This window comes from Spirosoma migulaei (genome assembly GCF_054776855.1).
In genome coordinates, this window is the sequence record NZ_BAAHBG010000013.1 from 367616 (window position 1) to 394395 (window position 26780).

Below are 26780 nucleotides of genomic sequence, written 5' to 3' on the forward strand. Positions count from 1 at the left end.
TTCAACGAGTCATTTAAATCATGTTGAATCATAAGTAGCATAAAAATCAGCGGTCCAACTTGTATATTTTTGATTACTTCAGCCAGCGATCCAAATCAATTCGAAGGGATAATTGGCTGGTTCCGGCTGTGGGAACGGATGTAAACCGGGCGTAGGTTAGCTGGAAACCCTTCGCCTGTACCGAGGCTCCGAATGAAATACCCGCGCCCGCTCCACCCGTAGTCAGCTTACCTTCCTGATGCTTCTGGTGGTTGTAGCCCACTAACAGATTCACGTTTCGATGGACCAATAGCTCGGCCCCAATACTAAGGTGCCGGGCTATTTTCTCGGTTACGCTGGTGGTTTGCGGAATTGGATTGCCGCTCAAATCGTAGCGGACATTCAGATTCGGATCGTTATAACTGATGTCGAAGCGCTGAAGATGGTGGGCCGTCAGCGTTAGGCGAATCGGTGCATGTTCGGGTTTGATGGTTACGCCCGCCTGTAAATCGAAGGGTAGATCGGCATCGAGCGAGCCGTAGTTTTTGATCAGATAGCCTACGTTTTTAGCGACCAGTCCGAAGGTGAGATCTTTTTTCGGATGCCGCCAAACCCCACCTAAATCGGCCAGAACGCCAAAGGCGGAATACATATCGATGCTGGACCCAACCGCTTTGATGGTTGCCCCAAGAGTAAAGTTGCCTTCTGTTCGGGCGTGGGTAATACTCAGGGCATAATCATTCGCAGAGAAAGTGCCAGTTGTGTTACCCACGGGGTCAGTCATGGTGAACTGGCCGTAGCTCAAATATTGCAAGCCAGCCGCCCACCCGGAACGCCGGTTCGATGCCTTACTCTTTATCGGCAAACCATACTGCAACGTATAATATTTTGCGGCTGCCAGATACGGCATCAGGCTGATAGATAAGTCATTATCTTTAACAGAATCGGCTAGGGCAGGGTTGTTGAGATGATACGAACCATCGGGACTTGTAGCCGTAGCAACCTGCCCGCCAAGGGCGGCAACCCGAGCGTGTGTAGGTAAGTCGAGGAAGGAAAAAATACGTTGTCCACCCAGCGGTTGAGCAACCGTTAGGATAGGCCACAGGTAGACCAAAAGTAACGAAATGAAACAGGCTCTCAAGCGGAAGTCGTTCGCAGTTTTTTACAAAGAAAGCCAATTTTTAGCCCATCGGCCGCATACACTATGATATTAGAAGGAAACGAATTCGATCTGACTCAAAATGAATAACCCAGTTTTATCCCGTATGAAAGACTGGCGGTTGGCCGATCAGGGATTGAAAATACATTCAGGAAGTTGATGCCATACGACCCGTAATAAGGAATACCATCGGGAATAGTAGAGCGGTCGAGGGTACCCCAACGAACACCAACACCACCGTAGAAGTCGGCCAATAGCCGATTGTTTCGTGACAATGAAAATTGCCGCCCAAATTTCACATGCCCCGCCCAAATTTGCTTGGTTATAGGTGCCGAATACATCTGGTAATACTGGCAAGGACCAGATTCGCAGCCAACACCCACCGTTCCATGTTCGTTAGCGGTTGTTGGCTTAAAGAGGCCTTCCAGCGCCACATACGAACCAATTGGCCCCCCATGCCAGTAATAGCGCCACTCGGCCCGCCCTCGCCAGATCTTGGTATCCGTATAACGAGATCGTTGAGACACGTCCCAGAGGTTCATGCCTTGCCAACCGTATCCAAGCTCAGCCTGAATAGCCTGATGTTGCCCCACCATTCGCTCTATCCCAAACTGAATCGTATTGCTAGGATCGATTAAGCTGAGCGCAGCAAACTTAACGACCCAGCGCTGGCTCTGCTCGGCATCAATGGAAGATAATGGAAACGCTTTTTCTGTTTGGGCATACGTAGCCAATCCCTGCCCTGTAAGCAATACAAATAGCCAAAGCCAACGATAGGTTTTCATAACTGAACGGGGATTTCGCTGAGTAATTTCAACTGCTTGGGGTCGGCATAACTGTACTGATAGATTCCTTTTGGACCTGTAACAATCAGTAGTTTTTGAGTGGTAATAACGTCGTATGTCTTTGTATCATAAAAGTATTCTAGCTCCTTTACATTGGCCGGATCGCTGATATCCATGACCCGAAGGCCATAATCGCCCTCGCCTACAAATAGTAGCGTACCGTCGGCACTCAGGCCACGCGGGTTGGTCATTGGATAGCTACGCAGCAATTTGGGGCTGGCTATAGTTCGAATGTCGATTACGTCGAGACTGTTTGCCGTCACCGATTGGTTACGGCAGTTGGTGCCGCTGCGCAGGGTTACGTAGGCATAATTTCCCTGAACAACAACCGGATCGCAGCTCAGGATATGCGTATAGATGCCTACCGATTTAGGCGCATTAGGCTGATTGATATCATAGATATACATCCCCGTCTGTGTGCCAATAAACAGGTTATTTTGGTACGGGAATATCGTTTCGACACCAAACCCAATATTCGTTTTACTCCCTTTTTTAGGGTCGCTGCTGGATGAAATATCGTAGGCTTGCAGCGCCGTATTATTGACCGTATACAAGGTATTGCCACTTACCGTAAAGCGGGCTGTTGAGCCACCCGTTCCCGATCCGGGCGTTGGCGAATCGCTGCTTGATGCACTGGAGCAGGATGCGAGTACAATTAGTACCAATAGAGAGTAGAGGAATGATTTCATAAATCGTAAATCAGTTTCGAGATAGAAAAACCTTAGGGTTGATGTAAGTTGATTTTCAGCTGATTAAGCAATTGTAAAGTTCCACAGAGCTGCGCAGACACCTAACAGCCTGTCTAATACCGCAGTCACTTTGATCCGATTTCTATTTACCAAAATGCGATATCGTTTCATTCCGGACAGACTATGTTCAACAGCAACTCGTTGCCCATTCACTACTTGGTTATGAACTTTCTGAGCAACGCTTAATTCATTGCTTTGTCCTTTTTTTACGCGTTTCCGTTTATGAGCTATGACAACCTGATCACATTGATAGTCGTCGGCGAAACCTTGAAAACCTAGGTCAAGCCGCACTCGGCAGTTGGCAAACCAGCTTTGAGCCGGATTAAATTCAGCCTTTAAAACCGAATAATCATGGCTATGGCCGCTATACGACCGACTAACATACAAAATGTGCCGATTAGGACGACTCATAATCAGCTCCTTATAGGTATGGCATTTTTTTTACCGGAGAAAGCCTGCTTTTGAGCTGGCTCATCAGCAGGTCGCTGAGTAGGTTGTTCACTGCCATCTAAGCTAATGTCTTTGTCCTCTTTGAGGTAGGCTTCAAACTCCGATGGACTACTAAAATTACGTCGAGGCATAACGCCTTGTCGCTCCAGCGTCAATTCGAGTAGATGTAAATATTTTTCGAAACAACGCTGAGCATTACTTCCATCGGTCTGGATCAATAAGCCAAGGCTGTCGTAGCTGAGTCCGCTTTTTAACTGAAACAGGACAAAAAAAAGGCAGTCTGGGTAGGATGCCAGTTTAATCTCAACGTCAATATTGTTGGCTAACTGACTGATCGAAAGCCCATGAAAGAATTCATACGTTTCACCAAAATAGCGGGCAAGCAACTCAAATTGGGTCTTTGTGAGACCGGTAGTGGCCCGCCACTGGCGGTCATTACAAACATGTTGATAACTAAGCATGAAACAGTAACTTGATACAAAGCTAGCCATTTGATAGACTACCTCTATCGGGTTGACTATCAACTTACATCAACTCTCTTATCGATAACATTGCGGATTGTCAATAGCCGCTTTCTCCCAGCGGATGACCACGCCCTTGTTGGGGTCCGCACATTCAAAGCGTACATTGGTTGCTACTGGAAAGGCTGAATACTCGAATACATTTTCCAGCCGCTTCACAAGCCGGACGTTGAGTGGGTTAGCAATGTTGAGCGCAACCAGATCCGTTAGGTTGTCAGCGTAGAGAATACTGTCCTTAATGGCTAATTCCTGATTGCCCAGAATGGCAATAAAGGCGAGTTGGATTGGCTTTTCCGGGTCAGAATTATCCATGATATGAATACCGCTGCCCACATCATTGATAAATAGATACTTGTCCTTAATGTAAATTTTGCCCACGTTTTTGAGTGGTTGCGGAGCGAGTGTCTGCACCGTCCGGGCATCGGCGTAGGAGGCATAAATTGGCCGGTAGATGTCGCCGGTGCTAGGTGGGGTAGGTGCGTACGGCCGACCGCAACTGTCGAGTACTACACAAACGAGCAGCATGAGGAAGGAAAGCAGAAGTCGATTCATGGCGGAATAGTGTTTAGTTCACAAAGGATACAAAAACAAATCAAATCGTTGGAATCCGTAAGAAAAATTAACTTTGTCTATACTTGATTTCACGAAGCCAAATCGCATGCAAACGGAAACCCAACCAGAGACCAATCAGGCTAATTCTCCAAAACTGACCAAATCCGAAATCCTGTCGCGTAAAAATGCTGAAGCTGAACTTGGTGGTGGACAGAAACGCATTGACGCTCAGCATAAAAAGGGGAAATTGACCGCTCGTGAACGCATTGCACTTCTGGTAGATGAGGGCTCGTTTGAGGAAATAGGCAAGTTTGTCATGCACCGCACCCGCGATTTTGGTATGGATAAGGAGCATTATCTTGGCGATGGGGTAGTGACGGGTTACGGCACCGTAGATGGCCGATTAGTCTATGTGTTTGCGCAGGATTTTACCGTTTTTGGAGGAGCCTTGTCAGAAACTCATGCGGAAAAAATATGTAAATTGATGGATCTGGCGTTGCAAAATGGAGCGCCTATCATCGGGCTGAATGACTCGGGTGGTGCCCGGATTCAGGAAGGCGTATTGTCGCTGGCCGGGTATGCCGATATTTTTTACCGCAACACGCGCGCTTCGGGTGTTATTCCCCAGTTGTCGGCGGTTATGGGGCCCTGTGCAGGTGGGGCCGTTTATAGCCCGGCTATCACCGACTTTATCTTCATGGTTGAGAATACGAGCTATATGTTCGTGACCGGCCCCAATGTGGTGAAGACCGTTACGCACGAATCCGTCACTGCCGAAGAACTGGGCGGGGCGAGTACGCACAGCACCAAATCGGGCGTAACGCATTTTTCGTGCGCCAATGAACTGGCTTGTATTCAGTCGCTTAAGCAGCTGCTCAGTTATATTCCACAAAACTGCGAAGATGAGCCGCCCATGCTCGCCTATGAGTCCACGGATGAGTCCCGGCCAACACTGAACACCATTATCCCCTCTAATCCAAACCAGCCGTACGACATGCGTGAGGTGATTGATGAGTTGGTGGATGTGGGTAGTTTTATGGAGGTTCACAAGAATTTCGCGGAGAACATTGTTGTTGGGTTTGCCCGAATTGGCGGCCGTAGTATTGGTATCGTGGGTAATCAACCCGCCGTATTAGCGGGTGTGCTCGACATCAATGCCAGTACGAAAGCAGCCCGTTTTGTGCGGTTCTGCGATTGTTTCAACGTCCCCTTGCTCGTTCTCGAAGACGTTCCCGGTTTTCTGCCGGGTACCGATCAGGAATGGAATGGTATCATTACCAACGGTGCTAAATTACTCTTTGCCTTCTGCGAAGCGACTGTGCCCCGTGTGACCGTCATTACCCGTAAAGCCTACGGGGGTGCTTACGATGTGATGAACTCCAAGCACATCGGTGCCGATATGAACTACGCCTGGCCATCGGCCGAAATTGCCGTTATGGGCGCCAGTGGTGCGGCCGAGATCATTTTTAAGCGTGAAATCGCCGAAGCGGAAGACCCTCAAGCTAAGTTGCAGGAAAAAGTACTGGATTATACCGAGAAGTTCGCTAATCCATACCGGGCCGCGCATCGGGGCTACATCGACGAAGTTATCATGCCCGATCAGACCCGCCAGAAACTCATCCGGGCCTTCAAGATGCTGGAAAATAAAGTAGCTTCAATGCCCAAGAAAAAACACGGGAATATTCCGTTGTAAGAGAAGTGATTTATTAGCTATAAATTTCATTTTTAACCACAGAGGTACAGAGAACACAGAGATGTAAACTATTGATTTTAGCTATTTAATCTCTGTGTTCTCTGTGCCTCTGTGGTTAAAAATTTATGTGATTACATATAAACGTTTGACTATATGGCAACCCCAACCCCTGAAAAACCAGGTAGTTTACTGAAAACCGTGTTAATCGGGCTACTGATTATTTTTGGAATCGCACTACTGGTGGGAACATTATCGGTATTGTTTCCATAAAGACAGTAGCTAACCTGATTAATAGGGCTTTCAAAATATGTCTTAAAAAATACAATACATTATAGTAATAGGTATAATAAATACAAGAAGTACGACAAGACTTTCGTATATTATAGAGTTAGCGGTCATTGTAAGACACCCCACTACTATTAAGACGAGAACAATAAATGATATTAGACAGAAAACATTTTGACATCAATAATAAATGTGCCATTGAAAAATTAACAATCAAGCCACCGTTAAGACTTGGCTCAGTCTTTCAAGACGAAGCCTGTTTTACTTATCTTAAAGAAGGATTAATGTCTTTAACTTCCCCTATTGACAACCTATCCATTCAAGCAGAAGAAAGTGTTTTACTTAGATGTGGTAACTACTTCTCAAACGTTATTCGCAAACATCCTGACAAGACTTGTGAAGTTTATGCTGTCCATTTATATCCGGACATTTTGAAAGAATTATACAAAAACGAATTTCCAAATTTCATAAAAAGCAATGCTCATAAAACATATATCAGGAAAATTGAAAAACAAAGTGTTATAACCCATTTCATCCAAAGCCTTGATTTTTATTTTGAGAACCCAAACTTGGTTACAGACGATTTACTTAAATTAAAAATCAAAGAACTCATCCTATTGCTTCTTCAAACAGACAATGCAGAAAATATAATTACTTTATTCTCACATTTATTTAACCCAAGACAAGCAGGTTTATTTGAGATAGTAGAAGCACATTTATACTCATCTATTTCTATTGTTGATTTAGCCAATTTGTCTGGGAGAAGTCTCTCAACTTTTAAGAGAGATTTTGAAACACAGTTTAGTGATACACCAGCCAATTTCATTAAAGAAAAGAAATTGGGAAAAGCTCTTCAGCTACTACAATCAACCGATTTATCTGTATCTGAAATTTGTTACGAGGTTGGATTTCAGGACACTTCACATTTCACAAAGACCTTCAAACAAAAGTATAATCAATCGCCTTCTGAGTATCGTAAGAAGCATTTGAACTGAATTTGCCAGTCTTTGAACTTTACTGACAAGTTTGAATTTATTTTAAGTTTCATTTTTACATCGTGATTTTATTTAAAAAAAACGATAAAAAAATGAACGAAAGTATATTAATAACCGGAGCAAATATTGGGCTTGGCAAAGAGACTGCCCGACAGTTAGCGTTGAAACCAGAAACAAAAAAGATAATTCTTTTCTGTAGAAATCAAGCAAAAGCCGAGACAGCAAAAAAAGACCTTGAGGAGCAAACAGGAAAAAAGATTTTTGAAATTATTATTGGAGATGTTTCTGATGCAAATTCTGTAAGAAACGCGGTAGAAAAAGTAAAAGAAGCTATTGACGCAGTAATTTTAAATGCAGGTGGAATGGTGGGAAAAGCGGCTGCGAAACTTACGCCTTCAGGTATGAATGAATTAGCTGCTACCAATATTTTAGGGCATGTAATTTTAGTGGAGGAATTAATAAAACATGATAAGTTAAAAAAAGCAGTATTATATCCCAGTGCGGAAGCTGTACCAGGAGTAAAAATGCTTGGAATGAAACCAGTTTCAATGAAGACTTCTTCTGTTGATGAGTTTGCTGCTGTTCTTGATGGATCATATTTTGGTAATAAATTTGATGTAACGCAAGCATACGGATATGTCAAATATGCAGCAACAATGTGGATGTTATCAATGGCAAAGAAATATCCTAACATCAAATTTGTTGTTATGAGTCCAGGGAACACAAAGGGAACTTTAGCACCTGATAATTTGCCTCCAGCAATGAAATTTATGTTGAGGAATTTTATGATGCCTGTTGTATTCCCATTGATGGGCGGAATGGTTCATGAGCTGGAAGTAGGTGCAAAACGCTTTGTAGATGGCATTTCGGATGAACGATATAAAAGTGGCGTTTTTTATGCAAGTAAAGAGGGTAAATTATCAGGAGACGTGGTTGACCAGAGCACTTTTTTCACTGCTTTGAAAAATACTAAATTTCAAGATAACGCCAATGAGGCAATTCACCGTTTTATAAGATAAATAGTACGAAATACATGGAAACAACGAACCGCTAACATGAGGTTTGGCGTTATTGGGGCAGACGGAAGTACAAATGTTGATTGTACTTCCGTTTTGCTTTTGTTCCAGCTCGACGTTTTTCAATTTAGCTTTTTGTTGTTAGCTTCAACTTCAGTATTTCAATTGGGCTTCGGTTCGAAGCTGACGGAATTCTAATTCCCCAACAACGCCAAGCCCTGTTCGTAAGCGTGATAAACAAATGACAGTGAGCACACGAAAGAATCTTACAGCGACATCCATTTTGATGATCGTTTTTTTTACCTATTGTAATGGGCAAAACAAGTTGTCGGTCGGTCAGGCAATGCAACAGATTCAGCGATCTCATATTGATGCAAATGTGCCGAATAAGCATAAATTCGATGCGTATCTTAAGCGTGATTTGGAAAAATACTTTTCTGGTAAGTATGGTAAAGTTTCTGTAAAGTGGGAGTTCTTACGTGAAGGGCCCACACAAAGCGGAGTGGCATATCCAAAATACTATCTCTGGACAAAGGTTTATGAGAACGAAACGTTGATCACTGAAGGTGCCGCCCGAGTTGCGGCCATTGACCAAATAGAGTTTGACGTAAGGGATTTTTTGTCCTTGCCGAATATAAAAAAGGATATCCCTGGTATATATCAGATTTTTCCACCAGCAGTCTGCGAGACAATAAAACTTCGGCTTTAACTGTCTGTCTGCAATAGCCTTGCAACTATCAGGGCAGTGCGCTACCTCGTTTAACAAGGGGTTGGCACAAGAAGGGCTTCAAGGCAAGAGGCAACTTTCTTCTTTTTAATTACTTGAGTGCAAGGGTGAATGGCAGCGGGTTTTTACACCCTTTCTGCGCTAGGCCCCGAACCGTTACCTGAATACTATATCCGCCTAGCCTATGGCATCCAGAATCACGGCACAGGCTTCCCGAATTTGGTCTTCGGTAATAATCAAAGGTGGCGCAATCCGCATCGAATTGTCGCAGAATAAAAACCAGTCAGTAATAACCCCTTTTTCAATAGCCCGGTCAATGACGGGTTTCAATACCGCGAACGATTCAAATTCAACGGCTAGCATTAGCCCTTTACCACGCACTTCCCGAATGGCAGGGTGTTTTAGCAATTCCTTGAACAGCTGCCCCTTAGCCTCGGCCTGTTCATGAAGTTTCTGGTCCTGAATTACCTGAAGCGTAGCCAGTGAAGCCGCGCATGAAACCGGGTGCCCCCCAAAAGTGGTAATGTGCCCCAGAATCGGGTTGTTTTTGAAAACGCTCATTATCTCCGCCGAGCTAATAAAGGCACCAATCGGCATGCCGCCCCCCATTCCCTTAGCGCACAGCAGAATGTCGGGATGAACCGGAACGCCAGCCTGACTAAATCCTTCAAATGCCCAGAACGTACCCGTTCGACCAAAGCCCGTCTGAATTTCGTCGAAAATCAGCAACGCACCTACATCGGTGCAGCGTTGTCGAACGGCCTGTAAATAAGCGGTATCGGGTACGCGAACACCTGCCTCGCCCCCAACAACTTCCATAATAACAGCTGCGGTACGGGACGTAATTTGCTCAATATCAAGCGAGTTTCTGTATCGGATATGTCGAATATCGGGTAGGAGGGGGCGGTAGTTTCGCTTGAAGTTTTCGTCGCCGGAGAGGGAAAGAGCGCCCTGGGTAGAGCCGTGGTAGGCGTTGACGCAACTAATCAGCTCAGTGCGACCCGTGTAGCGTTTGGCTAGTTTCATGGCCCCCTCAACCGCTTCGGTGCCGGAGTTTGTGAAATAGACGGTATCTAATTCAGTTGGCAGGGTAGTTGCCAGCGCTTGAGCGAGTTGGGTTTGAGGGGTCTGGATATATTCGCCATACACCATGAGGTGTAAGTATTTATCCAACTGGTTGTGAATGGCTTCGAGAACACGCGGATGCCGATGTCCAACGTTACTCACGCCAATCCCGGAAATCAGATCCATATAGGGCTTACTGTCCCCTTGCCTGTATAAATAAATACCTTCAGCTCGTTCGATTTCCAACCCTAAAGGGAAATCGGAGGTCTGGGCTATATGCTGAAAAAATAATTGCCGGGGAGTAAGCATTTGCATGATAAAACTTTCAACAGTACTTCTTCGATTCTAACACCGTCAACCATGAAAACAGTTCTTCTTTTGTTACTGCTAAGTCCCGTTGTTTTGTGGGCACAGGTTTTCAAAATTTCTCCCAACGACACCCAACGCAAGCACTCATACGTAGTTATGCGCGATGGCTCCGTGGTGAGGGGACAGGTTGTCCGGCAGGATAGTACGGTGATTACGATTCGGAAAGGAAACGGCGATATGACCTTTGTTGAGGCTGACCAGATCATTCGGATTTCACCCAATCGTCCGGACGATGTTGTCCGAACGGAGAGTTATGGCGCAAATCCCACGTTGTATACGGTGTTTGTCTTCAAAGATGGTACCCAGGTGGAGGGCGATTATGTCCGCCGTGACAACACGATGATCACGGTCCGAAAACGGAATGGACAACTGACGTATTTTGAACCCGAGTTACTCGCCCGTGTGGATACAATTCGGGCTGGGGTGACCTCGGCCGACGAAATTGCCGCCGATGATGGGATATTTTCAAATCGTTTTTCCCCCTGGTTATTAACCGGCCAAACAGCGTTTACGGCTGGAAAAGGCCGGTTTTATTATCGAAATACGTTAGCGATACGGAATGAATTTGACTATGGGATTACCCGAAACTGGAGCGTTGGGGCCAGTTTTGTATTGCCAATACCTTATTTGGTTCTCAGTGATTTTTACGCGTTCAACGGATTTTTACCTGCTAACTCACACCTGTTCACAAAGTTGAGTGTACCCGTAGGGAATCAATTTCGATTCGCCCTGACCGTAGATTATCAGGATATATTGTATCCGTACATCAATAGTCGGGGTGCCTTAACCTATCAGGCACTGGCTGCTATCGGTACCAGCCAGCGAAATGTAACCCTGGGTTTTGGATTGACTGATCGGGGGAAACGACGTTATTATCAATACCTGACACCTTACTCATCGGTAACCCCAATGGATACGCCTATTCCTAATCAGTCATTTCTAACGCTGGGGATTATGCAAAAAGTGCTGCCTGGACTAACGATCATCAGCGATAATCGCATTAATTTGGGGCAGAATCAGGCCTACTATCTGGATAATCTCGAACGGGCTTCGGTATCGTTTGCGCTTCGGTTCGACCGTCGCCGTCATGCGTTTGATCTGGGCGTGTACAGTCTGGTGTACAGAGATAGAGATAAATGGTATGATGGTCGTCAGGTGCGCATCTTAGGGTACCTGGGCTATAATCTGATTATTGGTAAACCGTAACAAATGAAACATCTATCCCTAATGCTGCTTACGCTGCTGCCCTTACTGGCCGTAGCCCAGGACGATTATTACCAGAAGAAAAACACGACCACGCCGGTCAAGCACCCGTATACCATTCTGCTGAAAGACGGGACGCAACTACGGGGTGAGCTTCTACGACAGGACAGTACCGAAGCCGTTATCCGAACAAAGAATCTGGGCGAAGTTCGACTGAAATCGGACCAGATTGTTAGAATAGAACAAGAAAGTGTTCAAGCGGAGGGCACTGGTTTTCCGAACCTGTTTTCGCAAACGATGCGATTAGCGCCAACGGCGTTCTCGGCCGAGAAAAATAAACTCTATTATCGGAATTACTTCCTGTATTTTAGTCAGTTTGAATACGGTATTACCGACAACTGGAGCGTTGGGACCACCTTCTTTACGTTTTTGCCAACGGCTATTTTTTCGCTCTCCACCAAAGTGTCATTGCCGGTTAGTAACCGGGTTCGGCTGGGTATCAGTGCGCAGTATATGGGTGTCCGGTCAAATGGGTTGTTAGGGAATAATGGAAATGGCACGGTGGAGGGAATTGGTTATGTACAGGGTATCGTTACCACCGGCGATCGTCAGAATAATACGAGCTACGGACTGGGCTGGAGTGTCTCCAATGGCGAATTGTCCCGAAATATTGTGGGCTCTTTTGGACTGGTTAGGAAAGTGAGCCCTAAACTCTCGTTCATTAGTGAAAACTTTGTGCTGTTTGGTAGTGGGGCCGTTGACTTTTCGGGTGTCTTATCGGCCGGAGTCCGGTTCGACCGTCGCCGTCATGCGTTCGATCTGGCGGCCTATATTCCAATTATCATCGGCCGGAACATTTCTACGCCAATTACATTTGTTCCGTATGCGAGCTACCACATCCGGATTGGGAAATAAGCCAAGCTGTCGACCCGCCGAACGACACATGGCACGGTTTCTGATCGGAGGCTATTTCGGCGATAGGCCTATACGTAATCTGTTTGCAAGCCGTTTATGTTGTTTCTTGGCGACCATACACCGATTTCAGCTAATTTCGCCGTTATTGTGAGACAACCCATTCCTACATGCCTGAGACCCCTACCGATTTACCACCGTTTGTACGTACGTGGCCGCAATTATATGCTATCGTTATAGGTAGTTTAGTTGCCGAAATTCTCCTGTTTTATGTTTTAATGCGCTGGTTATCATGAGTATCCTTGATTGGAGCGTATTAACTCTGACGTTGCTGGGCATTATCGTCTATGGTATTGTTCGGAGCCGGGGAAGTCGTAGTATGGACGATTACCTGCTGGCTGGTCATTCGTTACCCTGGTATCATGTGGGCCTGTCTGTAATGGCAACACAGGCCAGTGCAATTACATTTTTATCGGCGCCGGGGCAGGGCTTTGCCGATGGTATGCGGTTCGTCCAGTTTTACTTCGGTTTACCACTGGCAATGGTGGTGCTGGCGGTAACCTTCGTCCCGATTTTTCATAAACTGAAAATCTTTACCGCTTATGAATTCCTGGAAGAGCGGTTCGATATCCGGGTAAGAACGCTCACGGCGGGCTTGTTTCTCCTACAACGGGGCCTATCAACGGGCCTGTCGATCTATGCACCCGCCATTATTCTCTCTACTATTCTGGGCTGGAATATCTACTGGACCAATCTGCTGATGGGTGGCATGGTGCTCCTGTACACCGTTACGGGTGGTACCAAAGCGATCTCCTACACCCACCTGCAACAAATGGCGATTGTTACCTTTGCGATGGGGCTGGCGGGTTATCTCACCGTTAAATTATTGCCAGAAGGCGTTGGATTTGTGGATGCTTTGCATGTAGCAGGTAAAGCGGGTCGGATGAATCTCATCGACCTCAAATTCGACCCAAGTAGCCGGTACAATCTCTGGTCGGGCTTGATTGGCGGGTTCTTTCTGCAACTATCCTACTTCGGGACCGATCAATCGCAGGTAGGGCGGTACCTAACGGGCGAAACGATTGGGCAAAGCCGGTTGGGGTTGCTGATGAACGGACTCCTAAAAGTGCCCATGCAGTTCCTGATTTTGCTGGTGGGGGTGCTGGTCTTTGTGTTTTATCAGTTCAATCCATCGCCCACCTTTTTCAATAAGCGGGAAACGGAACTGCTCAAAAAGAGCCGCTACGCGGGGGCGTACCAACTGGCCGAAATCAAGCATCAGAACCTGGCAACGCAGCGTCAAAAGGCCGTATTGGATATGCAGGTGGCATTGAAAGCCGATGATGAAGCCGGACAGGATGCAGCCGGGAGCATTCTTCGCGAAACCGACGAAGCCCTGAACGTAGTGAAAGCCGACGTGGCGGATCTGATCAAGAAAAACAATCCGGCCGCCGATACCAACGATGTCAACTATGTGTTTCTGCGTTTTGTGCTGGATTACCTACCGCATGGGCTGATTGGCTTGCTCATTGCCGTCATTTTCAGTGCGTCTATGGGGTCCATTGCATCGGCCTATAACTCGCTGGCGTCCACCACCGTTGTTGATATATATAAGCGGCTGGTCAAGAAGGAAGGCACCGACCTGCATTATTTGCAGGCATCCCGCTGGTCCACTATTGGTTGGGGGATTTTCTGCATTGTAGTGGCGATGTTTGCCAACCAGCTAGGCAGTATGATCGAGGCCGTTAATATTCTGGGTTCTCTCTTTTACGGGGTTATCCTGGGCGTATTTGTGGTGGCCTTTTACGTCAAATCCATCGGTGGGCGCGCTACGTTTATGGCCACCATTCTGGCCGAGCTATTGGTCATCGTTAGCTGGTATCTGGACCTGACCGCCTTTCTGTGGCTGAACGCCATTGGCTGTTTACTGGTCGTTGCAATTGCCTGGATATTGCAGAAAACGGTATATCGGTAGGGGAGATTGAGCGGTTGAACAGTTGGATATGCAGATTTGATTAACATAACGTTTGATTATAGAACTGGTCAGATCTAGTTTGCGACGAGAGAATGAAGAAAATACTTTTAGCCATTTTAACCTGCTGGTTGGTTGGCGTAGGGACCGCGAAAGCTCAAATTATGGTAGGGAGCATTAATGTTGACAGTCTGGATATTCAGTACATTGAGTTAATTGGCTTTAATCGATCTACCTGGGAAGCTAGTGTCTGGATTGACTTCGGCCGGAATTATACTGCTAATAAATCAAGTGAGTTCTTGAAACCCGTTAAGGATCATGAACGGGTACGTTTTGCCTCTGTCGTTGACGCGCTGAACTATATTTATAAAAATGGTTGGGAGTTAGTAAACGTGTATATACCCTCCCCTGATGCTTCTCGCCATTATGTTTTACAGCGGAGAAGTCAAGCTGTAAAATGAATTGACTAACTGATGTTATTAGTCCTAGGTTTAAATATTGCCACTTATACAACAGAAATAATTGACGTGTAACTACCAACATGAATTTGAAAAAGATAATAGATAGAATTGGTTACTTCCCTATTGCTTTTTTTTCGCTTTCAATAATAGGTGTGATGTATTACTTTACTCACAGAGAGTATTTGGATAAATCTGAATACTACGAACTAACAAGGCAATTAACACCTGATAAAAAATATTACATCTACAAATATGCTAGGTATGGAGCGGCTTTTACAGGTGATATTACTGGATACCGACTATTAGAAAGAGGTGAGCGTTTTGCTGAAAATGCTGGGAAATCCTTTCCTTATGGATTTGATGCTTGGTTATCAAAGGATACGATATTGGTAAATAGGTTTGACCAGGCAGGAGCAGATGCGGATACAGCCCCAAGTCGTATTGATTACAAGAGTTTGGGGAATTTTACTGTTAAACAAGTTTTTTACAAATCTACAGTGAATGGGGGAGGTCATTCAGAATATACCTGCGATTCATTATATGTGTCAGGAGGGAAATTAATAATACTTGGTATACATGATAGCGATGTCAAGTCTATGGCTTTCCCCTTAGGGCCAATCACGATACATTCACATGCTGGTATAGTATCAAAATTAGTGGTTAATGGCATACGTAAATATTACGATGCTGCTAATGAACCTATGATTACTTCAGAAAGCTATGAGTTTATCCCTTATAGAAGTGTTTCTATCAAGGAGCTTGGAGAAACGGGTTACTATTTAAGTCTACTGTAAAAAAATAGCAAGATTTAAATATTGGACTTTAGATTGTACTTCTAAATTAATTCACATAACATAATTCCTAGTTATAAAACTGCTCTAGGAAAAATGCAAAACCAGCAAAGGCGGCACATTATGCCGCCTTTGCTGGTTTTGCTAACTCATTACTCCTTACGCCTTCTTCTTACCCTTTCCAGCTTTCATGGCAGGCATAGCTGCCGGAACTTTCGCGGTGTATTCCGTAATGCTTTTCTCAATGCCATCCTTAAAGAACGGGAAGGCAGCATCGTTCGATGTTTGACCCATAGAAAGGGCTTTCTGCGCCAGTGGCAGCGCATCGTTGTACTTGCCCATCTTGGCCAGAATCTGCGATTTTACGTACAGATTCCGGTAGTTTTCTCCTTTGGCAATCGACTTGTCGATCCAGCTTAACGACTGCTCCAGGTTGCGGCCTTTCGAGAGGTTGTAGCTGGCGGCTGCCTGTAAAACGGCGGCATCGTCGGGTTTGTCGGCTACGGCTTTGTCTACGTTAGCGGCTGCATTGGCGGTTACGTCCACTTTTAAACTAGCACTTGCAACAACATTGGCCCATTTGAAATTCATCTTGGCTGTGCTATCGCTCAGGTCACTGAAATCAATCGTGAAAGTTTCCACTTTCTCACTGTTTTCGGCAGGGGTAAGATTCACGCGCAGGGCGTCTTCTTCCTGTTTGTAGGTCTGCTCCGTAACGGTTTTGTTCTTACTGAAAATCAGTGTGGCACTACCATCTTCTGGAATCGATAAAATAGCATAGGTTCCGGCAGGCAGGGTTTTGCCGTTCACCATCAGATCGGTCGTGGTGGTAAAGTTGGTGGCGCCATTGGCACCTGTCCGCCATACTTTTCCGAGGGGAACGAACGAATCGGTAAAGGGAGTGCGTCCTTTAAGGCTTGGGCGTGAGTACGTTACGGTTAGATCGGTGGTGCCAATGGTTTGCATAACCGAAGCTCCGGGGCTAGGCGAAGGTAATTTAATCTGGGCGGTGGTTAACTGAGCAGCTAAACAAATAGTAGCTACTGTGAGCGAAAGTTTGTGCATAATTCTCTATAGACTATTGAAAAAACAGCACCAAATTGCGGCTTTTTACGCAGAAACCCAACGTATGAGATTTACGATGTTCGATTTACGAATTAGGATTTCCTTTGGTGTACATAACAAATCGTAATTCGAACATTGTAAATCCCAATTCTACTATATGCATCGCCAATTGTTACTTCAACTGCTTCAGCAGCATTCCCCCGCCGATCCGAATGAACAGGCTATGACTCAGGCCACTATCGCCTTTGTTGAGCAATACCCCGATTGCTTCGAGCGGTCGTTACTTATCGGTCACATTACGGGATCGGCCTGGATTGTTAGCCCCGACCGGACACAAACGCTCCTGATTCATCACCGTAAACTTGATCGTTGGCTCCAGCCCGGCGGTCATGCCGATGGTGATCCCGATGTAGCCGCTGTTGCCCTACGGGAAGCTCAGGAAGAAACCGGCCTAACATCCCTGAAGCTGCTCATGCCCGCCGACGGTGCCCCGGCTATTTTCGATGTGGATGTACACCAAATTCCCGCCCGGCATGATGTGCCTGAACACCTGCATTATGACATCCGTTTTTTACTGGAAGCAGACCCGGATGAGCCATTTGGCGTTTCAGATGAAATTAAGAATATTCAGTGGTTTTCATTAGAAATGGTAGATAATTACACTGATTCGGAGTCTATTTTGCGATTAATACGAAAAAATATGGCTTAACTATGAGTATAGTAGCTGTTTTCGTTGTTTATTGCTAGAACAGAGTCTTAACTTTGTTGTACAACAAAACCATAGAAACGGCCATGAAATTAGTCACTTTTTTGCTTGTCGGCATCGGCTTAGTGGCGATGTCGGAGCAGGCATTCTCTCAGGATGACGGAGAGCGAAAGCCCCTGAATAATCCAATGTACTCGACTGGTAATTACAAGCATCCGAACATGGCTGCTGCTGCCCGTCGTTGGGAAACTAAGGAAGGCGTAGCGGTTAAAAAGCCAACCCCCGGTGATGCACAGGTAGCAAACTACAAAAGTCAGATGCCTACCCTACAACCCGTTGGTGGTATTACAGTAGGCCATACACCGTCAACCAATCTGGCCGATCGGAACTATAAAATTCAGCGTGTGAGCGAACCAACACCGGACAAAACCGAGACGGGTTACTACGTGAAGAAACAACAACGGAAAACGGAAATGACCATTGGTCAATAAGTGCCGGAGTTGTAGTAGCAAAAGCGAGTTGCCTGTCCGAAGGGTAACTCGCTTTGTTTGTTAGGAGGTAAAGTAGATGACTGGAATATGTCTATTTTAGTACAATAATTAGCGTCTCTTTCTATGACTAACCTCCATGCTGTTGCATCGAAGCTGTTCAGAATTTATGCTTAGCGTGTATAGGCATCTTTATCAGATGGACCGCCCTGCTCGTCTGATTTTTAGGCTCCTGGGTCTGATGCTCCTGAGCGGCCTAGTAGCCAATAGTTGGGGGCAGGTTCCGGTTAGAGAACCTCAATTTGACCGATTATCGTCGAAAAACGGCCTTTCTCATAATTCGATCGTTTGTATCTGGCAGGATACGGATGGGTTTCTATGGCTTGGTACAAAAGACGGCCTAAATAAGTATGATGGCTACGCATTCACCGTCTACAAGCCGGACCCCGGCGATCCTGAAAACACGTTTAAACACAACTGGATTTCAGGTATTTGCGAGGATCGAAAAGGAAGGATGTGGGTAGCAACCCTGGGCGGAGGTCTTCATTTATTTAACCGGCAAACCGGCAAAACCACGGCTTACCGAATTGACCCGGCCCGGATTTCGCTGCGTAATGCCATGCATTCAATTGTTGAGGATAAACAGGGTATTCTTTGGATTGCATCGCGGGAAGGACTGAACCGATTCGACCCGGAAACAAGGAAATTCACCTTGTTTCCGTCGCCCAATTCAAAGCGGCCAGATGTATTTACCGTACAGGAAGATAAACAGGGTCGATTGTGGGTCGGTTCTAGTGATGGATTGTATCAATTCAATCGTCGGACAGGGGTCTATAGTCGTTTCAACTTAACGCGGGATCAGTCCGATACGACTGCTGTTTGCCTGGTTTTTCCCGATCCATCGGGCGCTGTATGGATTGGAGCCCTATCTGGTAAGCTCTACCGGTTAACGGAGGCAGGAAAGCTCCAGACGATCTATACCTACCAGCCTAAAGGTCGGGAAATCAATCGGTTTTACCCATTTGGCGTTCTTAAAACGGATGCGGCTGGTGATCTCTGGGGAACCCTGCCTGGTCATGATGGCCTGATTCATGTAACTGCTACTACGGGGCAACTGGCTCGTGTACTGGCTAATCCGGCTCAAACGGGAAGCCTAAGCAGCAACACAATTTTTTCACTTTGTTTTGATAGGGAAGGAATTTTATGGGTTGGTACCGATAATGGCCTGGATAAGCACGTAGCACAGCCTAAAAAGTTTCATACGTTTCAGCCAATTATCAACAACAACATTACCCGCTTACCAGCCAATAGTGTTCGAGCTATCTGCCAGGATCATACAGGGGTGATTTGGTTTAGTAATGACCTTGGAGAACTCTATTCATTTGATCGCCCGACAGGCCGCTATCAACGCTATTCGCTGAAACCAACTATGCCTGGTCAGGGATTCAGCGACGGTGTTTCAGCCATTTACGAAGATCGTGCCGGGCAAGTGTGGGTTAGCGCTGGGCTTTATTTGCATCGGTTCGATCGAAAGACGGGTCGCTTTGTTCGGTATCGTAGTCAGATTCGGGTTCGAAGTATTCGGGAAGATGCAGCGGGTAACTTGTGGATGGCGGGGCGGGGCCTAGCCTGTTTTACTCCTCGTACCCAACAGTTTACCTACTATTACCCCAACCCAAAAAATCCAGCCAGCCTGGGTGATGATGTCCTGATTGTTGCACTGCCTACGCAGGATGGAACCGTTTGGGCAGCCTCTACCCGAAGAGGGCTTAGTCGGCTTGATGTATCAACGGGCCGATTTACCCAGTATCAACCCAATTACCAGCACCCATTGGGCCACCTGACCGACAAAGATGTTCGTAGCCTGTACGAGGATCACCGGGGGCAGTTATGGATTGGTACCAACCAGGGCGGGTTAAATAGGTATGATGCCCGCACCAATTCATTCGTAGCCTTTACCACCAATGATGGGTTGCCTAATAATCATATTGCCGGCATTGTAGCGGATAAGGATGGTAATCTCTGGCTTTCTACCAACCAGGGCATTTGCAAGTTTAACCCTACAACCAGAACATGCCGGAATTATGATGAGAGCGATGGCTTGCAGGCCAATGAGTTTTTTGAAGTCTATGCAAAAGGAGTAGATGGCCAGTTGCTTTTTGGTGGCCCCAATGGATTCAATATAGTCTCGCCATCCCAGATTTATGATAACCCCCTGATTCCACCCGTACGGATTACCCGCGTACAGGTTCAGAACAAGACTGAGCAACTACCTACAGGAACCCTGGAGCTTCCGTATCAGGAAAACGATATTTCGTTTGACTTTGTGGCACTCAACTTTAACATGCCGGAGAAAAATCAATACGCCTACCAGCTTACCAGAGTCGATAAAGACTGGGTGTATAGCGGTACCCGCCGGTTTGTGAGCTATACCAATCTTGAACCGGGTGACTATGTATTTCAGGTAAAAGCATCGAATAACGATGGGGTCTGGAATGAAAAAGGAACAAAACTCAGTATCCGTATTCAGGCACCTTTTTGGCAAACCTGGTGGTTTCGGGCGCTACTAATACTGCTCAGTTTCGGTCTTATATACCTGGGCCTTCAGTACCGAATCCGGCAGGTAAAGCAGCAGGAAGCGCAAAAAACAGCCTTCAACAAGCAGCTAGCAGCTATGGAAATGCAGGCACTCCGGGCACAGATGAACCCACATTTTATTTTTAATAGTCTCAATTCAATCAACCGGTTCATTATGAAGAATGAGTCGGAGAAAGCGTCCGATTATCTGGCTAAGTTTTCCAAACTGATCCGGTTAATTCTGCACCATTCCAGTATGCCCGTGGTGACGCTGGAAAGTGAGTTGGACGCGCTTCAACTGTACCTGACGCTGGAGTCACTTCGCTTCGATGGTCAGTTCACCTTTTCGATTCGGGTTGGTGAGGAAGTAGAGCCTGCTTATACCGAATTACCACCCATGATTATTCAGCCCTACGTCGAAAATGCCATTTGGCATGGCTTGATGCACAAAGAGGGTGGTGGCCGCATCACGATTGACTGGGCGGTGGAAAATGATACGCTGATCTGTACAATTGATGATAATGGCATTGGCAGGAAGAAGGCTGCTGAGTTGAAAAGTAAATCGGCCACACGGACTAAATCGCTGGGTATGCAGATCACGTCGAATCGACTGAAATTGAGTCAGCTGTTAGATGGCAGGCAGCCAACCGTACTCATTCAGGACTTGGTTGATCCTGAGGGTGAGCCTGCAGGAACAAGTGTAGTCGTGCGGATTCCAATTGGCTAACGAGGATATAGAACGCAGATTCTTATGATCAATATGAGTAAGATATGATTGAAAAAGAGGTAAAATTTACGAACATGTTATTTTCTGAAAAATCATAAGAATCTGTGTTCTATCCATGATAAAAGCACTTATTATTGACGACGAAGCCCATTGCCGGGAGACGTTATCCATGCAATTAGCCAAATATTGCCCGCAGGTAACGGTAGTTGCCGAGTGCCGGTCTGCCGCCGAAGGGCTGAAAGCGATTGCAGATCACACACCTGACCTGCTTTTTCTGGATGTGGAGATGCCGATAATGAATGGCTTTGAAATGCTGGAACAACTCCCCAACATTCCCTTCGATATTATCTTCACCACCGGATACGATACCTATGCCATAAAAGCTATTCGGTTTAGTGCGCTGGATTATTTACTGAAGCCCATTGATAAAGACGATTTATTGAAAGCCGTTGCCAAAGTTAACCCGCAACCAGAGCCACAGATGGCGCAACAAATTGAGTTACTGCTGCAAAAGCTGGGTCATAAATCTGCCTTACAGAAAATTGCACTGCCAAGCCTACAGGGATTTGAACTGGTACTGATCGATACGATTATCCGCTGTGAAGCCGACAATAACTACACCCATGTTTTCCTGAAGTCACGCCAGTCGTTACTCGTATCCCGAACCTTAAAAGAGATTGAGGAGCTGTTGGAGGAGAGTTCGTTTTTACGCGTTCATCAATCCCACTTAATTAATCTGAACGAAATTATCCGCTACGTTCGGGGAGAAGGGGGGTATGTGGTGATGAGCGATAATTCAACCGTTCACGTATCCCGAAGTCGGAAAGATGAACTCCTGAAAATTTTCAGGTGACTGGCGTCATCTGGTCAATCCAATCCTTTCCACAACTGGCCATTTGCTCACCCAAAGCAGTTCGATACTCATTCCGGGTAGGATTTACGCGTTGCCGAACGCTAGTTTATACCTGCCAAGGGAGAAAACTCCTATGTGCACCTATCAGATTTTGACTAACGGCTCTCAACAACTGATTGACTCAACGAGACACCAATATATAGGCACTGCTCCAATAGGAACTGACAAGATGTGAATGTCACTGGATTTAAGTAATAGTTAATTGTTAAGGAAAGCAGTCTCCATCTTGCGAGGCTGCTTTTTTGTGATGATCAGGTATCAGATTAACTATAGAGTTGACCGAATCATTGACTACGACGTGAATTTTCAGTGGAATGGGTTCCAGTCTACCGCTGTTTCCAAATTAGTAATTCCCCTTTTCCGATTGGCACTAAAACAGTATCCATACCTGGCGTTTGTTGCACTAGTTCGGTAAATGCGACCAGCTCTGCCTGATGTGAAACGGCATTATCAACTGCTATCAGGCCGCCTGGTTTTAAAATTGTGTTGACCAATGGCCACCACTCAGTATAGTGGCTGCGTTCTGAGTCGAGAAAAATAAAATCAAAAGAGTGTGGATTACAGGAGGGTAAGTACTCATCTGCCTGATCAACTATAAGGGTGATTGATTGCTCTACGTTAGCCAGCCGAAAATTCTCCCTCGCCCGAATGGCTTTACGTTCATTCATCTCAATTGTAGTTACGTGCCCACCTGTAGGGTATACTGCATCGGCCATCCAGATGGTTGAGTAGCCGTTGGAAGTGCCAATTTCGAGAACCTTTTGTGCCTGAGTTGCTTTGATCAGAAGGGCAAGAAAAGCGCCTGTATCCGCTGTGATATTGAGCATTCGCTCATCCTGACGAGTTGCCTGACTGTCATTTTCCTTGCCAAATTTCTCTAGCTCCTGAAGTAAGCTTATCTGTGTCTGATCCATGGACATTCACGTGGTCTACCGATAAACCGTTCACCAGTAAGTGCTAATTGGCCTTGTGTGCGTGTAGCTTCTGGTCATAGAGTGCAAAATTATCGGCCTCAAAACATACAAACATGATTGTTTCAACCGAGGTTAGTTCTTCCCGGATTTGGAGAACAGTACTAATAGCAACCTCAGCCGCTTTGTCTTTGGGGTAGCCGTAAATGCCTGTACTGATATTCGGAAACGCAAGGCTGATCAACTTATTCTCGGCAGCAATTTCCAATGACCGACGGTAGCAACTTGCTAGCAACTCGGCCTCATTCTGCCGGCCCCCTCGCCATACAGGGCCAACGGCATGAATGACATGTTTAGCGGGTAACCGATACCCTTTCGTGATCTTGGCATCGCCCGTTTTACAGCCGTTTAGCCTACGACACTCAGCTACCAGTTCAGGACCGGCTGCCCGGTGAATAGCCCCATCGACACCCCCGCCACCCCGTAAACTTGTATTGGCCGCGTTGACAATCGCATCGACTGCCTGTTTGGTAATATCACCCAGAATAACCTGAATTGTTGCCATGGGGTTTCGGTTTTCGGTATACGGTTTTCGGTGGGCAGCCCACCGAAAACCGTATACCGAAAACCATAAATCTCTCCTCACTGTTTCACCAGCTTCAGCGTCTTTTTCTTGTCACCAGCAACCAGTGTCATGAAGTAGACACCCGCGGATAAATTCAGATTGGGTAAAACGAATGAAGGCAAACCGGTATACTGATTCTGCCAGATAGTACGCCCTGCGGCATTACTTAATGTTGCATCAAAGGGGGTATTCGCTTCAAGTTCGCTCCACTGAACAATAACCGATTGACTATCAGTAAATGGATTCGGGTAAATTAAAAAGGGCCCATACGAATCGGCAACAGATGATGCCCGCTCAAAATTTGGAATGCCGTAGCCAAGTTGATCGTCAGGAGTACCAGATTGACTTCCCGACCGACGTAATGCTGTTGTTACCTGAGCCGCTGTCAGGCGAGGGTGCGCCTGCCAGAAACCGGTGGCTAAACCTGCGAGCAGGGGAGTCGCAAATGAGGTCCCATCGCCTGTTGCGATCAGTCCGTTTGGAATGCCGATTACGGTGCCCTGACCCCGTGCGGCCAAATCAGGTTTGACACGACCATCGGCCGAGGGGCCAAATGAACTGAACGACGCGCGTGTTCCTGTTTGTGTAACGGCAGCAACGGCCAGAACCGATGCCGCATCGGATGGAGCCGATAGGTAATGCCAGGCACTACTACCCTCATTACCAGCGGCCACAACGACGACCATACCGGTTTCGGTGGCAATTTGGGCGGCACGGCTACAGAGCGTTGTTTTGCCGTCCATATTCTGGTAGGTGTAGCTCGTTGATGCATCATCGAACTCCGTATAGCCTAACGATGAGCTGATAACATCTACGCCTGCACTGTCGGCGTATTCGGCTCCGAATAGCCAGTTAGCTTCTTCGATTTGTTTTTCACTGTTTACATCCTCAGTGCGAAGCAGAATAAAGGAAGCTTTATAGGCGGTTCCATACAGTTGATTATCGGCTGTAGCCGCAATAGTCGACAAACAGGATAAACCGTGCCAGTCATCTTCATACACACTGGTTTCTTTCTTGACAAAATCGTAGGTAGCCAGCACCCTATTTTCGGCGAATACTGGTTTTAAGTAAGCTACTTTATTCGCATTCAGAAAACCTGAATCCAACACACCAATGAGCATCCCTTCGCCATGATAACCCTGCTGGTGCATTTTATCGGCACCCAGTTGCGTAACTTGATCTTGTGAGCTGCCATAATTAAGGGGTGGATTGTCAACCGTACCAAACTTGCCGAAACGATCAGCCGTGTAAGACGTTGTGGTTTGGGTTTCTGTTGCACTGATGCGGGCGTTGGCCAGCGACCTGCCGAATTCGAGGCCTTTTACGATAGAGAGGTTTTGGATAGCGGCAATCGTGGCGTCGCTGGCTTCAACCAACACCGCATTCATCCAGCGTGATGAAAACCAGATTTTCCCCCCTGCCTGTTGAAGCTGCGTTAGGTAAGTTGGATTAACGGGAAGATCGCGTTCCAATACAGGAATGTTTTGTTTTTGCCGACGTAGAATAGAACGCTGGGATAAAAATTGTTCGGGTTTACTTATGCTGTAAGGCGTGTTGGCCTTATCGCGCAACAGCACCAGATATTTGCGGGTAACCTGACCAAAACTGCTGAATTGGCTAAGCACCAACAGGAGTACAAAGCAGAAAGTCTTACTCTTTGCCAAGAGCCCGGATGCGGTATACTTGTTGAGTGCCATAATCGATCTGGTTATGTCCCAGGCAGGCTGGAGTAGCTATACAAAATTGGAAATTGATCCGCTCCTTATAAATCAACCCAACCTGCCGGGCATAAACCGCTATGTTTTTAGTCTGTGAAATCAGTGTTGAATCAGTCTGCCCTACTACGGTCACAGTCTGGTCGAACTGTTTACCCTGTACGCGATAAATCTCTCCTACGTTGCGTGCTGTGTACGTATCTGAGCCAAGCGTATTGAACCGGTTGCCATCCCAGCTCAACTGGTTACTAACCGGAACTAGTAGCTGAACAAAATCCCTGCCGTTTTCAGTGCGAATAATTTCATTATTGACTTTACGGGCCGACCAGACAGAATCGGCCTGCCACAGTTGGTTGTCTGACAAGCGCCGATACCGTAGTAACCGGTACGCGGGTTGGCCGGTAACGTCGGTATAGGATGCACCAATGGTTTCCTTTAGCTGATACATGAGCAGAATAGGGGCGCTGCTCAGCGAGTAACGTTTCTCCTCTACGTCGTAAATAATATACCGGCCCGTCTCAAGGGGCATGTACTCATCATCTGAAGCAAAAGACTCGTTTATGCTGGATTGGCATCCAGAAAATAGGAGGGAGTGTAATAGGGCTGCCCAGGTAAATTGCTGAAAACGCATAAGTCAACGGAAATTAGATTTCCGAAGATATGAAGTCAGCCAGCAGTAGGCAACCCTGCCGATTGGAGAGGCTCAAAAAATCCGGCTCCAGGCGAAACGGATAATCAGCAGGAGGGCAATGAATCCTACTACGATGTAGGTGAAGGGTACGTAGGTAATGGCATAAATTCGGGTTCGATCAATGAACCACATAATGCCCATAACGGCGGCAATGATTGTCAGAAAACTAGATAGTTTGCCGAAGCCAGGAATGTAGTTGAACGGTATTTTTCGGCGAATCAGGAACAGTGTGACAACCATCGTTAAAATAGGCAACACCTGCAGCGCCAGATTCATGTCCCAGATGCTCTGCCGTTCAAAGAGAAATAAATAAATATTGAGCGTAACCGCGAAAATTCCGGGAATACAGGCCAGATAAACCAGCGTGGCATACACATACTTCCATTTAATGATTTCCTCCGCCGTTTCGCCCGACCATAGGTTTACCAAAAAAGCTAGCGTGGGTATCGCTGCCAGAAGAATAAACAGCAAACCAGGGTGACCTGAGAGAGAAGCAAAAACGTCGCGGAGGGTCATGGGGGAGAGGGAGGAAGGGGAGAAAGGAGGAGAGGGAGGAAGGGCGAGAGGGCTGATTTACATCACTTTCTCTCCTCCTTTCTTCCCTCTCCTCCTTCCTCC

Annotated in this window: 26 protein-coding genes; 13 read left to right on the top strand and 13 right to left on the bottom strand. The window is 46.4% G+C overall.

Annotated features, from left to right (window positions below; genetic code table 11):
• Nucleotides 1-73: 73 nt before the first annotated feature.
• From porQ to ACYVGO_RS17350, 6 genes are all read right to left on the bottom strand, one after another.
• The gene (gene porQ / locus ACYVGO_RS17325; RefSeq protein ID WP_460970336.1) at nt 74-1120 is read right to left on the bottom strand and encodes a type IX secretion system protein PorQ; all 1047 of its coding nucleotides are present in this window, start codon (nt 1118-1120) and stop codon (nt 74-76) included.
• A 95-nt stretch (nt 1121-1215) separates the two neighbouring features.
• Nucleotides 1216-1923 carry a hypothetical protein gene (locus tag ACYVGO_RS17330; RefSeq protein WP_460970337.1) on the bottom strand — a complete coding sequence of 236 codons (708 nt, stop codon included), beginning with the start codon at nt 1921-1923 and terminating at the stop codon, nt 1216-1218.
• On the bottom strand, nt 1920-2672 hold the full coding sequence (locus ACYVGO_RS17335) for an LVIVD repeat-containing protein (RefSeq protein WP_460970338.1): 753 nt from the start codon (nt 2670-2672) through the stop codon (nt 1920-1922). The genes ACYVGO_RS17330 and ACYVGO_RS17335 overlap by 4 nt, the downstream gene beginning before the upstream one ends.
• A 63-nt stretch (nt 2673-2735) precedes the next feature.
• Nucleotides 2736-3143, bottom strand: coding sequence for a transposase family protein (locus tag ACYVGO_RS17340; protein ID WP_460970339.1), 408 nt, complete (start codon nt 3141-3143; stop codon nt 2736-2738).
• A gap of 2 nt (nt 3144-3145) precedes the next feature.
• A complete protein-coding gene (locus ACYVGO_RS17345; protein WP_460970340.1) occupies nt 3146-3643 on the bottom strand; it encodes a hypothetical protein in 498 nt (165 codons plus the stop codon).
• A gap of 78 nt (nt 3644-3721) precedes the next feature.
• A complete protein-coding gene (locus tag ACYVGO_RS17350) occupies nt 3722-4255 on the bottom strand; it encodes a hypothetical protein (protein WP_460970341.1) in 534 nt (177 codons plus the stop codon).
• 106 nt (nt 4256-4361) lie between these two features.
• On the opposite strand from ACYVGO_RS17350, the gene ACYVGO_RS17355 reads away from it, so the two are divergent.
• The 4 genes from ACYVGO_RS17355 to ACYVGO_RS17370 all read left to right on the top strand — a co-directional run bounded on the left by ACYVGO_RS17355 (nt 4362) and on the right by ACYVGO_RS17370 (nt 8953).
• Nucleotides 4362-5948, top strand: coding sequence for an acyl-CoA carboxylase subunit beta (locus ACYVGO_RS17355; RefSeq protein ID WP_460970342.1), 1587 nt, complete (start codon nt 4362-4364; stop codon nt 5946-5948).
• A gap of 437 nt (nt 5949-6385) precedes the next feature.
• Nucleotides 6386-7228 carry a helix-turn-helix domain-containing protein gene (locus tag ACYVGO_RS17360; protein WP_460970343.1) on the top strand — a complete coding sequence of 281 codons (843 nt, stop codon included), beginning with the start codon at nt 6386-6388 and terminating at the stop codon, nt 7226-7228.
• 62 nt (nt 7229-7290) lie between these two features.
• The gene (locus ACYVGO_RS17365) at nt 7291-8247 is read left to right on the top strand and encodes an SDR family NAD(P)-dependent oxidoreductase (protein ID WP_460970344.1); all 957 of its coding nucleotides are present in this window, start codon (nt 7291-7293) and stop codon (nt 8245-8247) included.
• 340 nt (nt 8248-8587) lie between these two features.
• Nucleotides 8588-8953 (top strand): hypothetical protein, encoded by a 366-nt coding sequence (locus ACYVGO_RS17370; RefSeq protein ID WP_460970345.1) that lies wholly within the window; start codon nt 8588-8590, stop codon nt 8951-8953.
• 195 nt (nt 8954-9148) lie between these two features.
• Here the strand turns inward: ACYVGO_RS17370 and ACYVGO_RS17375 are convergent, their stop codons facing one another.
• Nucleotides 9149-10351, bottom strand: a complete 1203-nt coding sequence (locus tag ACYVGO_RS17375) for an aspartate aminotransferase family protein (protein WP_460970346.1) — start codon at nt 10349-10351, stop codon at nt 9149-9151.
• Between the two features lie 45 nt (nt 10352-10396).
• Between ACYVGO_RS17375 and ACYVGO_RS17380 the strand changes: the two genes are divergently transcribed.
• The 5 genes from ACYVGO_RS17380 (at nt 10397) to ACYVGO_RS17400 (ending at nt 15747) form a co-directional block, all read left to right on the top strand.
• The gene (locus ACYVGO_RS17380; protein WP_460970347.1) at nt 10397-11611 is read left to right on the top strand and encodes a hypothetical protein; all 1215 of its coding nucleotides are present in this window, start codon (nt 10397-10399) and stop codon (nt 11609-11611) included.
• A 3-nt stretch (nt 11612-11614) separates the two neighbouring features.
• Entirely contained in the window at nt 11615-12523 is a 909-nt protein-coding gene (locus ACYVGO_RS17385) for a hypothetical protein (RefSeq protein ID WP_460970348.1), read from the top strand.
• A 289-nt stretch (nt 12524-12812) separates the two neighbouring features.
• Complete coding sequence (locus ACYVGO_RS17390; protein WP_460970349.1) at nt 12813-14495, top strand: sodium:solute symporter family protein; 1683 nt, start codon at nt 12813-12815, stop codon at nt 14493-14495.
• Between the two features lie 92 nt (nt 14496-14587).
• Nucleotides 14588-14953 (top strand): hypothetical protein, encoded by a 366-nt coding sequence (locus tag ACYVGO_RS17395; protein ID WP_460970351.1) that lies wholly within the window; start codon nt 14588-14590, stop codon nt 14951-14953.
• Between the two features lie 80 nt (nt 14954-15033).
• On the top strand, nt 15034-15747 hold the full coding sequence (locus tag ACYVGO_RS17400; RefSeq protein WP_460970352.1) for a hypothetical protein: 714 nt from the start codon (nt 15034-15036) through the stop codon (nt 15745-15747).
• Nucleotides 15748-15903: 156 nt separating this feature from the next.
• Here ACYVGO_RS17400 and ACYVGO_RS17405 read toward each other — a convergent pair whose 3' ends face one another.
• A complete protein-coding gene (locus ACYVGO_RS17405) occupies nt 15904-16809 on the bottom strand; it encodes a DUF2911 domain-containing protein (RefSeq protein ID WP_460970353.1) in 906 nt (301 codons plus the stop codon).
• A 157-nt stretch (nt 16810-16966) separates the two neighbouring features.
• Here ACYVGO_RS17405 and ACYVGO_RS17410 point away from each other — a divergent pair, with 157 nt between their 5' ends.
• The 4 genes from ACYVGO_RS17410 to ACYVGO_RS17425 all read left to right on the top strand — a co-directional run bounded on the left by ACYVGO_RS17410 (nt 16967) and on the right by ACYVGO_RS17425 (nt 22160).
• Nucleotides 16967-17518, top strand: a complete 552-nt coding sequence (locus ACYVGO_RS17410; protein WP_460970354.1) for an NUDIX hydrolase — start codon at nt 16967-16969, stop codon at nt 17516-17518.
• Between the two features lie 83 nt (nt 17519-17601).
• Nucleotides 17602-18006: a hypothetical protein gene (locus tag ACYVGO_RS17415; protein ID WP_142772482.1), complete on the top strand. Its 405-nt coding sequence runs from the start codon at nt 17602-17604 to the stop codon at nt 18004-18006.
• A gap of 196 nt (nt 18007-18202) precedes the next feature.
• Complete coding sequence (locus ACYVGO_RS17420) at nt 18203-21307, top strand: two-component regulator propeller domain-containing protein (protein WP_460970355.1); 3105 nt, start codon at nt 18203-18205, stop codon at nt 21305-21307.
• Between the two features lie 115 nt (nt 21308-21422).
• On the top strand, nt 21423-22160 hold the full coding sequence (locus ACYVGO_RS17425) for a LytR/AlgR family response regulator transcription factor (RefSeq protein ID WP_460970356.1): 738 nt from the start codon (nt 21423-21425) through the stop codon (nt 22158-22160).
• A gap of 386 nt (nt 22161-22546) precedes the next feature.
• Here the strand turns inward: ACYVGO_RS17425 and ACYVGO_RS17430 are convergent, their stop codons facing one another.
• The 5 genes from ACYVGO_RS17430 to ACYVGO_RS17450 form a co-directional block, all read right to left on the bottom strand.
• Nucleotides 22547-23134, bottom strand: a complete 588-nt coding sequence (locus ACYVGO_RS17430; protein ID WP_460970357.1) for an O-methyltransferase — start codon at nt 23132-23134, stop codon at nt 22547-22549.
• Between the two features lie 43 nt (nt 23135-23177).
• Nucleotides 23178-23696: an O-acetyl-ADP-ribose deacetylase gene (locus tag ACYVGO_RS17435; RefSeq protein ID WP_460970358.1), complete on the bottom strand. Its 519-nt coding sequence runs from the start codon at nt 23694-23696 to the stop codon at nt 23178-23180.
• A 77-nt stretch (nt 23697-23773) separates the two neighbouring features.
• Entirely contained in the window at nt 23774-25453 is a 1680-nt protein-coding gene (locus tag ACYVGO_RS17440; RefSeq protein ID WP_460970359.1) for a S8 family peptidase, read from the bottom strand.
• Nucleotides 25407-26000 carry a hypothetical protein gene (locus ACYVGO_RS17445; RefSeq protein WP_460970360.1) on the bottom strand — a complete coding sequence of 198 codons (594 nt, stop codon included), beginning with the start codon at nt 25998-26000 and terminating at the stop codon, nt 25407-25409. Before ACYVGO_RS17445 ends, ACYVGO_RS17440 begins: the two co-directional genes overlap by 47 nt.
• 174 nt (nt 26001-26174) lie before the next feature.
• Complete coding sequence (locus ACYVGO_RS17450) at nt 26175-26678, bottom strand: hypothetical protein (protein ID WP_460970361.1); 504 nt, start codon at nt 26676-26678, stop codon at nt 26175-26177.
• Nucleotides 26679-26780 lie beyond the last annotated feature (102 nt).

What these genes read in the sequence shown, in the direction of transcription:
- ACYVGO_RS17330 (WP_460970337.1), bottom strand. Translation starts at nt 1,923, where the DNA reads ATGAAAACCTATCGTTGGCTTTGGCTATTTGTATTGCTTACAGGGCAG.
- ACYVGO_RS17335 (WP_460970338.1), bottom strand. Translation starts at nt 2,672, where the DNA reads ATGAAATCATTCCTCTACTCTCTATTGGTACTAATTGTACTCGCATCC.
- ACYVGO_RS17340 (WP_460970339.1), bottom strand. Translation starts at nt 3,143, where the DNA reads ATGAGTCGTCCTAATCGGCACATTTTGTATGTTAGTCGGTCGTATAGC.
- ACYVGO_RS17345 (WP_460970340.1), bottom strand. Translation starts at nt 3,643, where the DNA reads ATGCTTAGTTATCAACATGTTTGTAATGACCGCCAGTGGCGGGCCACT.
- ACYVGO_RS17350 (WP_460970341.1), bottom strand. Translation starts at nt 4,255, where the DNA reads ATGAATCGACTTCTGCTTTCCTTCCTCATGCTGCTCGTTTGTGTAGTA.
- ACYVGO_RS17355 (WP_460970342.1), top strand. Translation starts at nt 4,362, where the DNA reads ATGCAAACGGAAACCCAACCAGAGACCAATCAGGCTAATTCTCCAAAA.
- ACYVGO_RS17360 (WP_460970343.1), top strand. Translation starts at nt 6,386, where the DNA reads ATGATATTAGACAGAAAACATTTTGACATCAATAATAAATGTGCCATT.
- ACYVGO_RS17370 (WP_460970345.1), top strand. Translation starts at nt 8,588, where the DNA reads ATGCAACAGATTCAGCGATCTCATATTGATGCAAATGTGCCGAATAAG.
- ACYVGO_RS17375 (WP_460970346.1), bottom strand. Translation starts at nt 10,351, where the DNA reads ATGCAAATGCTTACTCCCCGGCAATTATTTTTTCAGCATATAGCCCAG.
- ACYVGO_RS17380 (WP_460970347.1), top strand. Translation starts at nt 10,397, where the DNA reads ATGAAAACAGTTCTTCTTTTGTTACTGCTAAGTCCCGTTGTTTTGTGG.
- ACYVGO_RS17385 (WP_460970348.1), top strand. Translation starts at nt 11,615, where the DNA reads ATGAAACATCTATCCCTAATGCTGCTTACGCTGCTGCCCTTACTGGCC.
- ACYVGO_RS17390 (WP_460970349.1), top strand. Translation starts at nt 12,813, where the DNA reads ATGAGTATCCTTGATTGGAGCGTATTAACTCTGACGTTGCTGGGCATT.
- ACYVGO_RS17395 (WP_460970351.1), top strand. Translation starts at nt 14,588, where the DNA reads ATGAAGAAAATACTTTTAGCCATTTTAACCTGCTGGTTGGTTGGCGTA.
- ACYVGO_RS17400 (WP_460970352.1), top strand. Translation starts at nt 15,034, where the DNA reads ATGAATTTGAAAAAGATAATAGATAGAATTGGTTACTTCCCTATTGCT.
- ACYVGO_RS17405 (WP_460970353.1), bottom strand. Translation starts at nt 16,809, where the DNA reads ATGCACAAACTTTCGCTCACAGTAGCTACTATTTGTTTAGCTGCTCAG.
- ACYVGO_RS17410 (WP_460970354.1), top strand. Translation starts at nt 16,967, where the DNA reads ATGCATCGCCAATTGTTACTTCAACTGCTTCAGCAGCATTCCCCCGCC.
- ACYVGO_RS17415 (WP_142772482.1), top strand. Translation starts at nt 17,602, where the DNA reads ATGAAATTAGTCACTTTTTTGCTTGTCGGCATCGGCTTAGTGGCGATG.
- ACYVGO_RS17420 (WP_460970355.1), top strand. Translation starts at nt 18,203, where the DNA reads ATGGACCGCCCTGCTCGTCTGATTTTTAGGCTCCTGGGTCTGATGCTC.
- ACYVGO_RS17425 (WP_460970356.1), top strand. Translation starts at nt 21,423, where the DNA reads ATGATAAAAGCACTTATTATTGACGACGAAGCCCATTGCCGGGAGACG.
- ACYVGO_RS17430 (WP_460970357.1), bottom strand. Translation starts at nt 23,134, where the DNA reads ATGGATCAGACACAGATAAGCTTACTTCAGGAGCTAGAGAAATTTGGC.
- ACYVGO_RS17435 (WP_460970358.1), bottom strand. Translation starts at nt 23,696, where the DNA reads ATGGCAACAATTCAGGTTATTCTGGGTGATATTACCAAACAGGCAGTC.
- ACYVGO_RS17440 (WP_460970359.1), bottom strand. Translation starts at nt 25,453, where the DNA reads ATGGCACTCAACAAGTATACCGCATCCGGGCTCTTGGCAAAGAGTAAG.
- ACYVGO_RS17445 (WP_460970360.1), bottom strand. Translation starts at nt 26,000, where the DNA reads ATGCCCCTTGAGACGGGCCGGTATATTATTTACGACGTAGAGGAGAAA.
- ACYVGO_RS17450 (WP_460970361.1), bottom strand. Translation starts at nt 26,678, where the DNA reads ATGACCCTCCGCGACGTTTTTGCTTCTCTCTCAGGTCACCCTGGTTTG.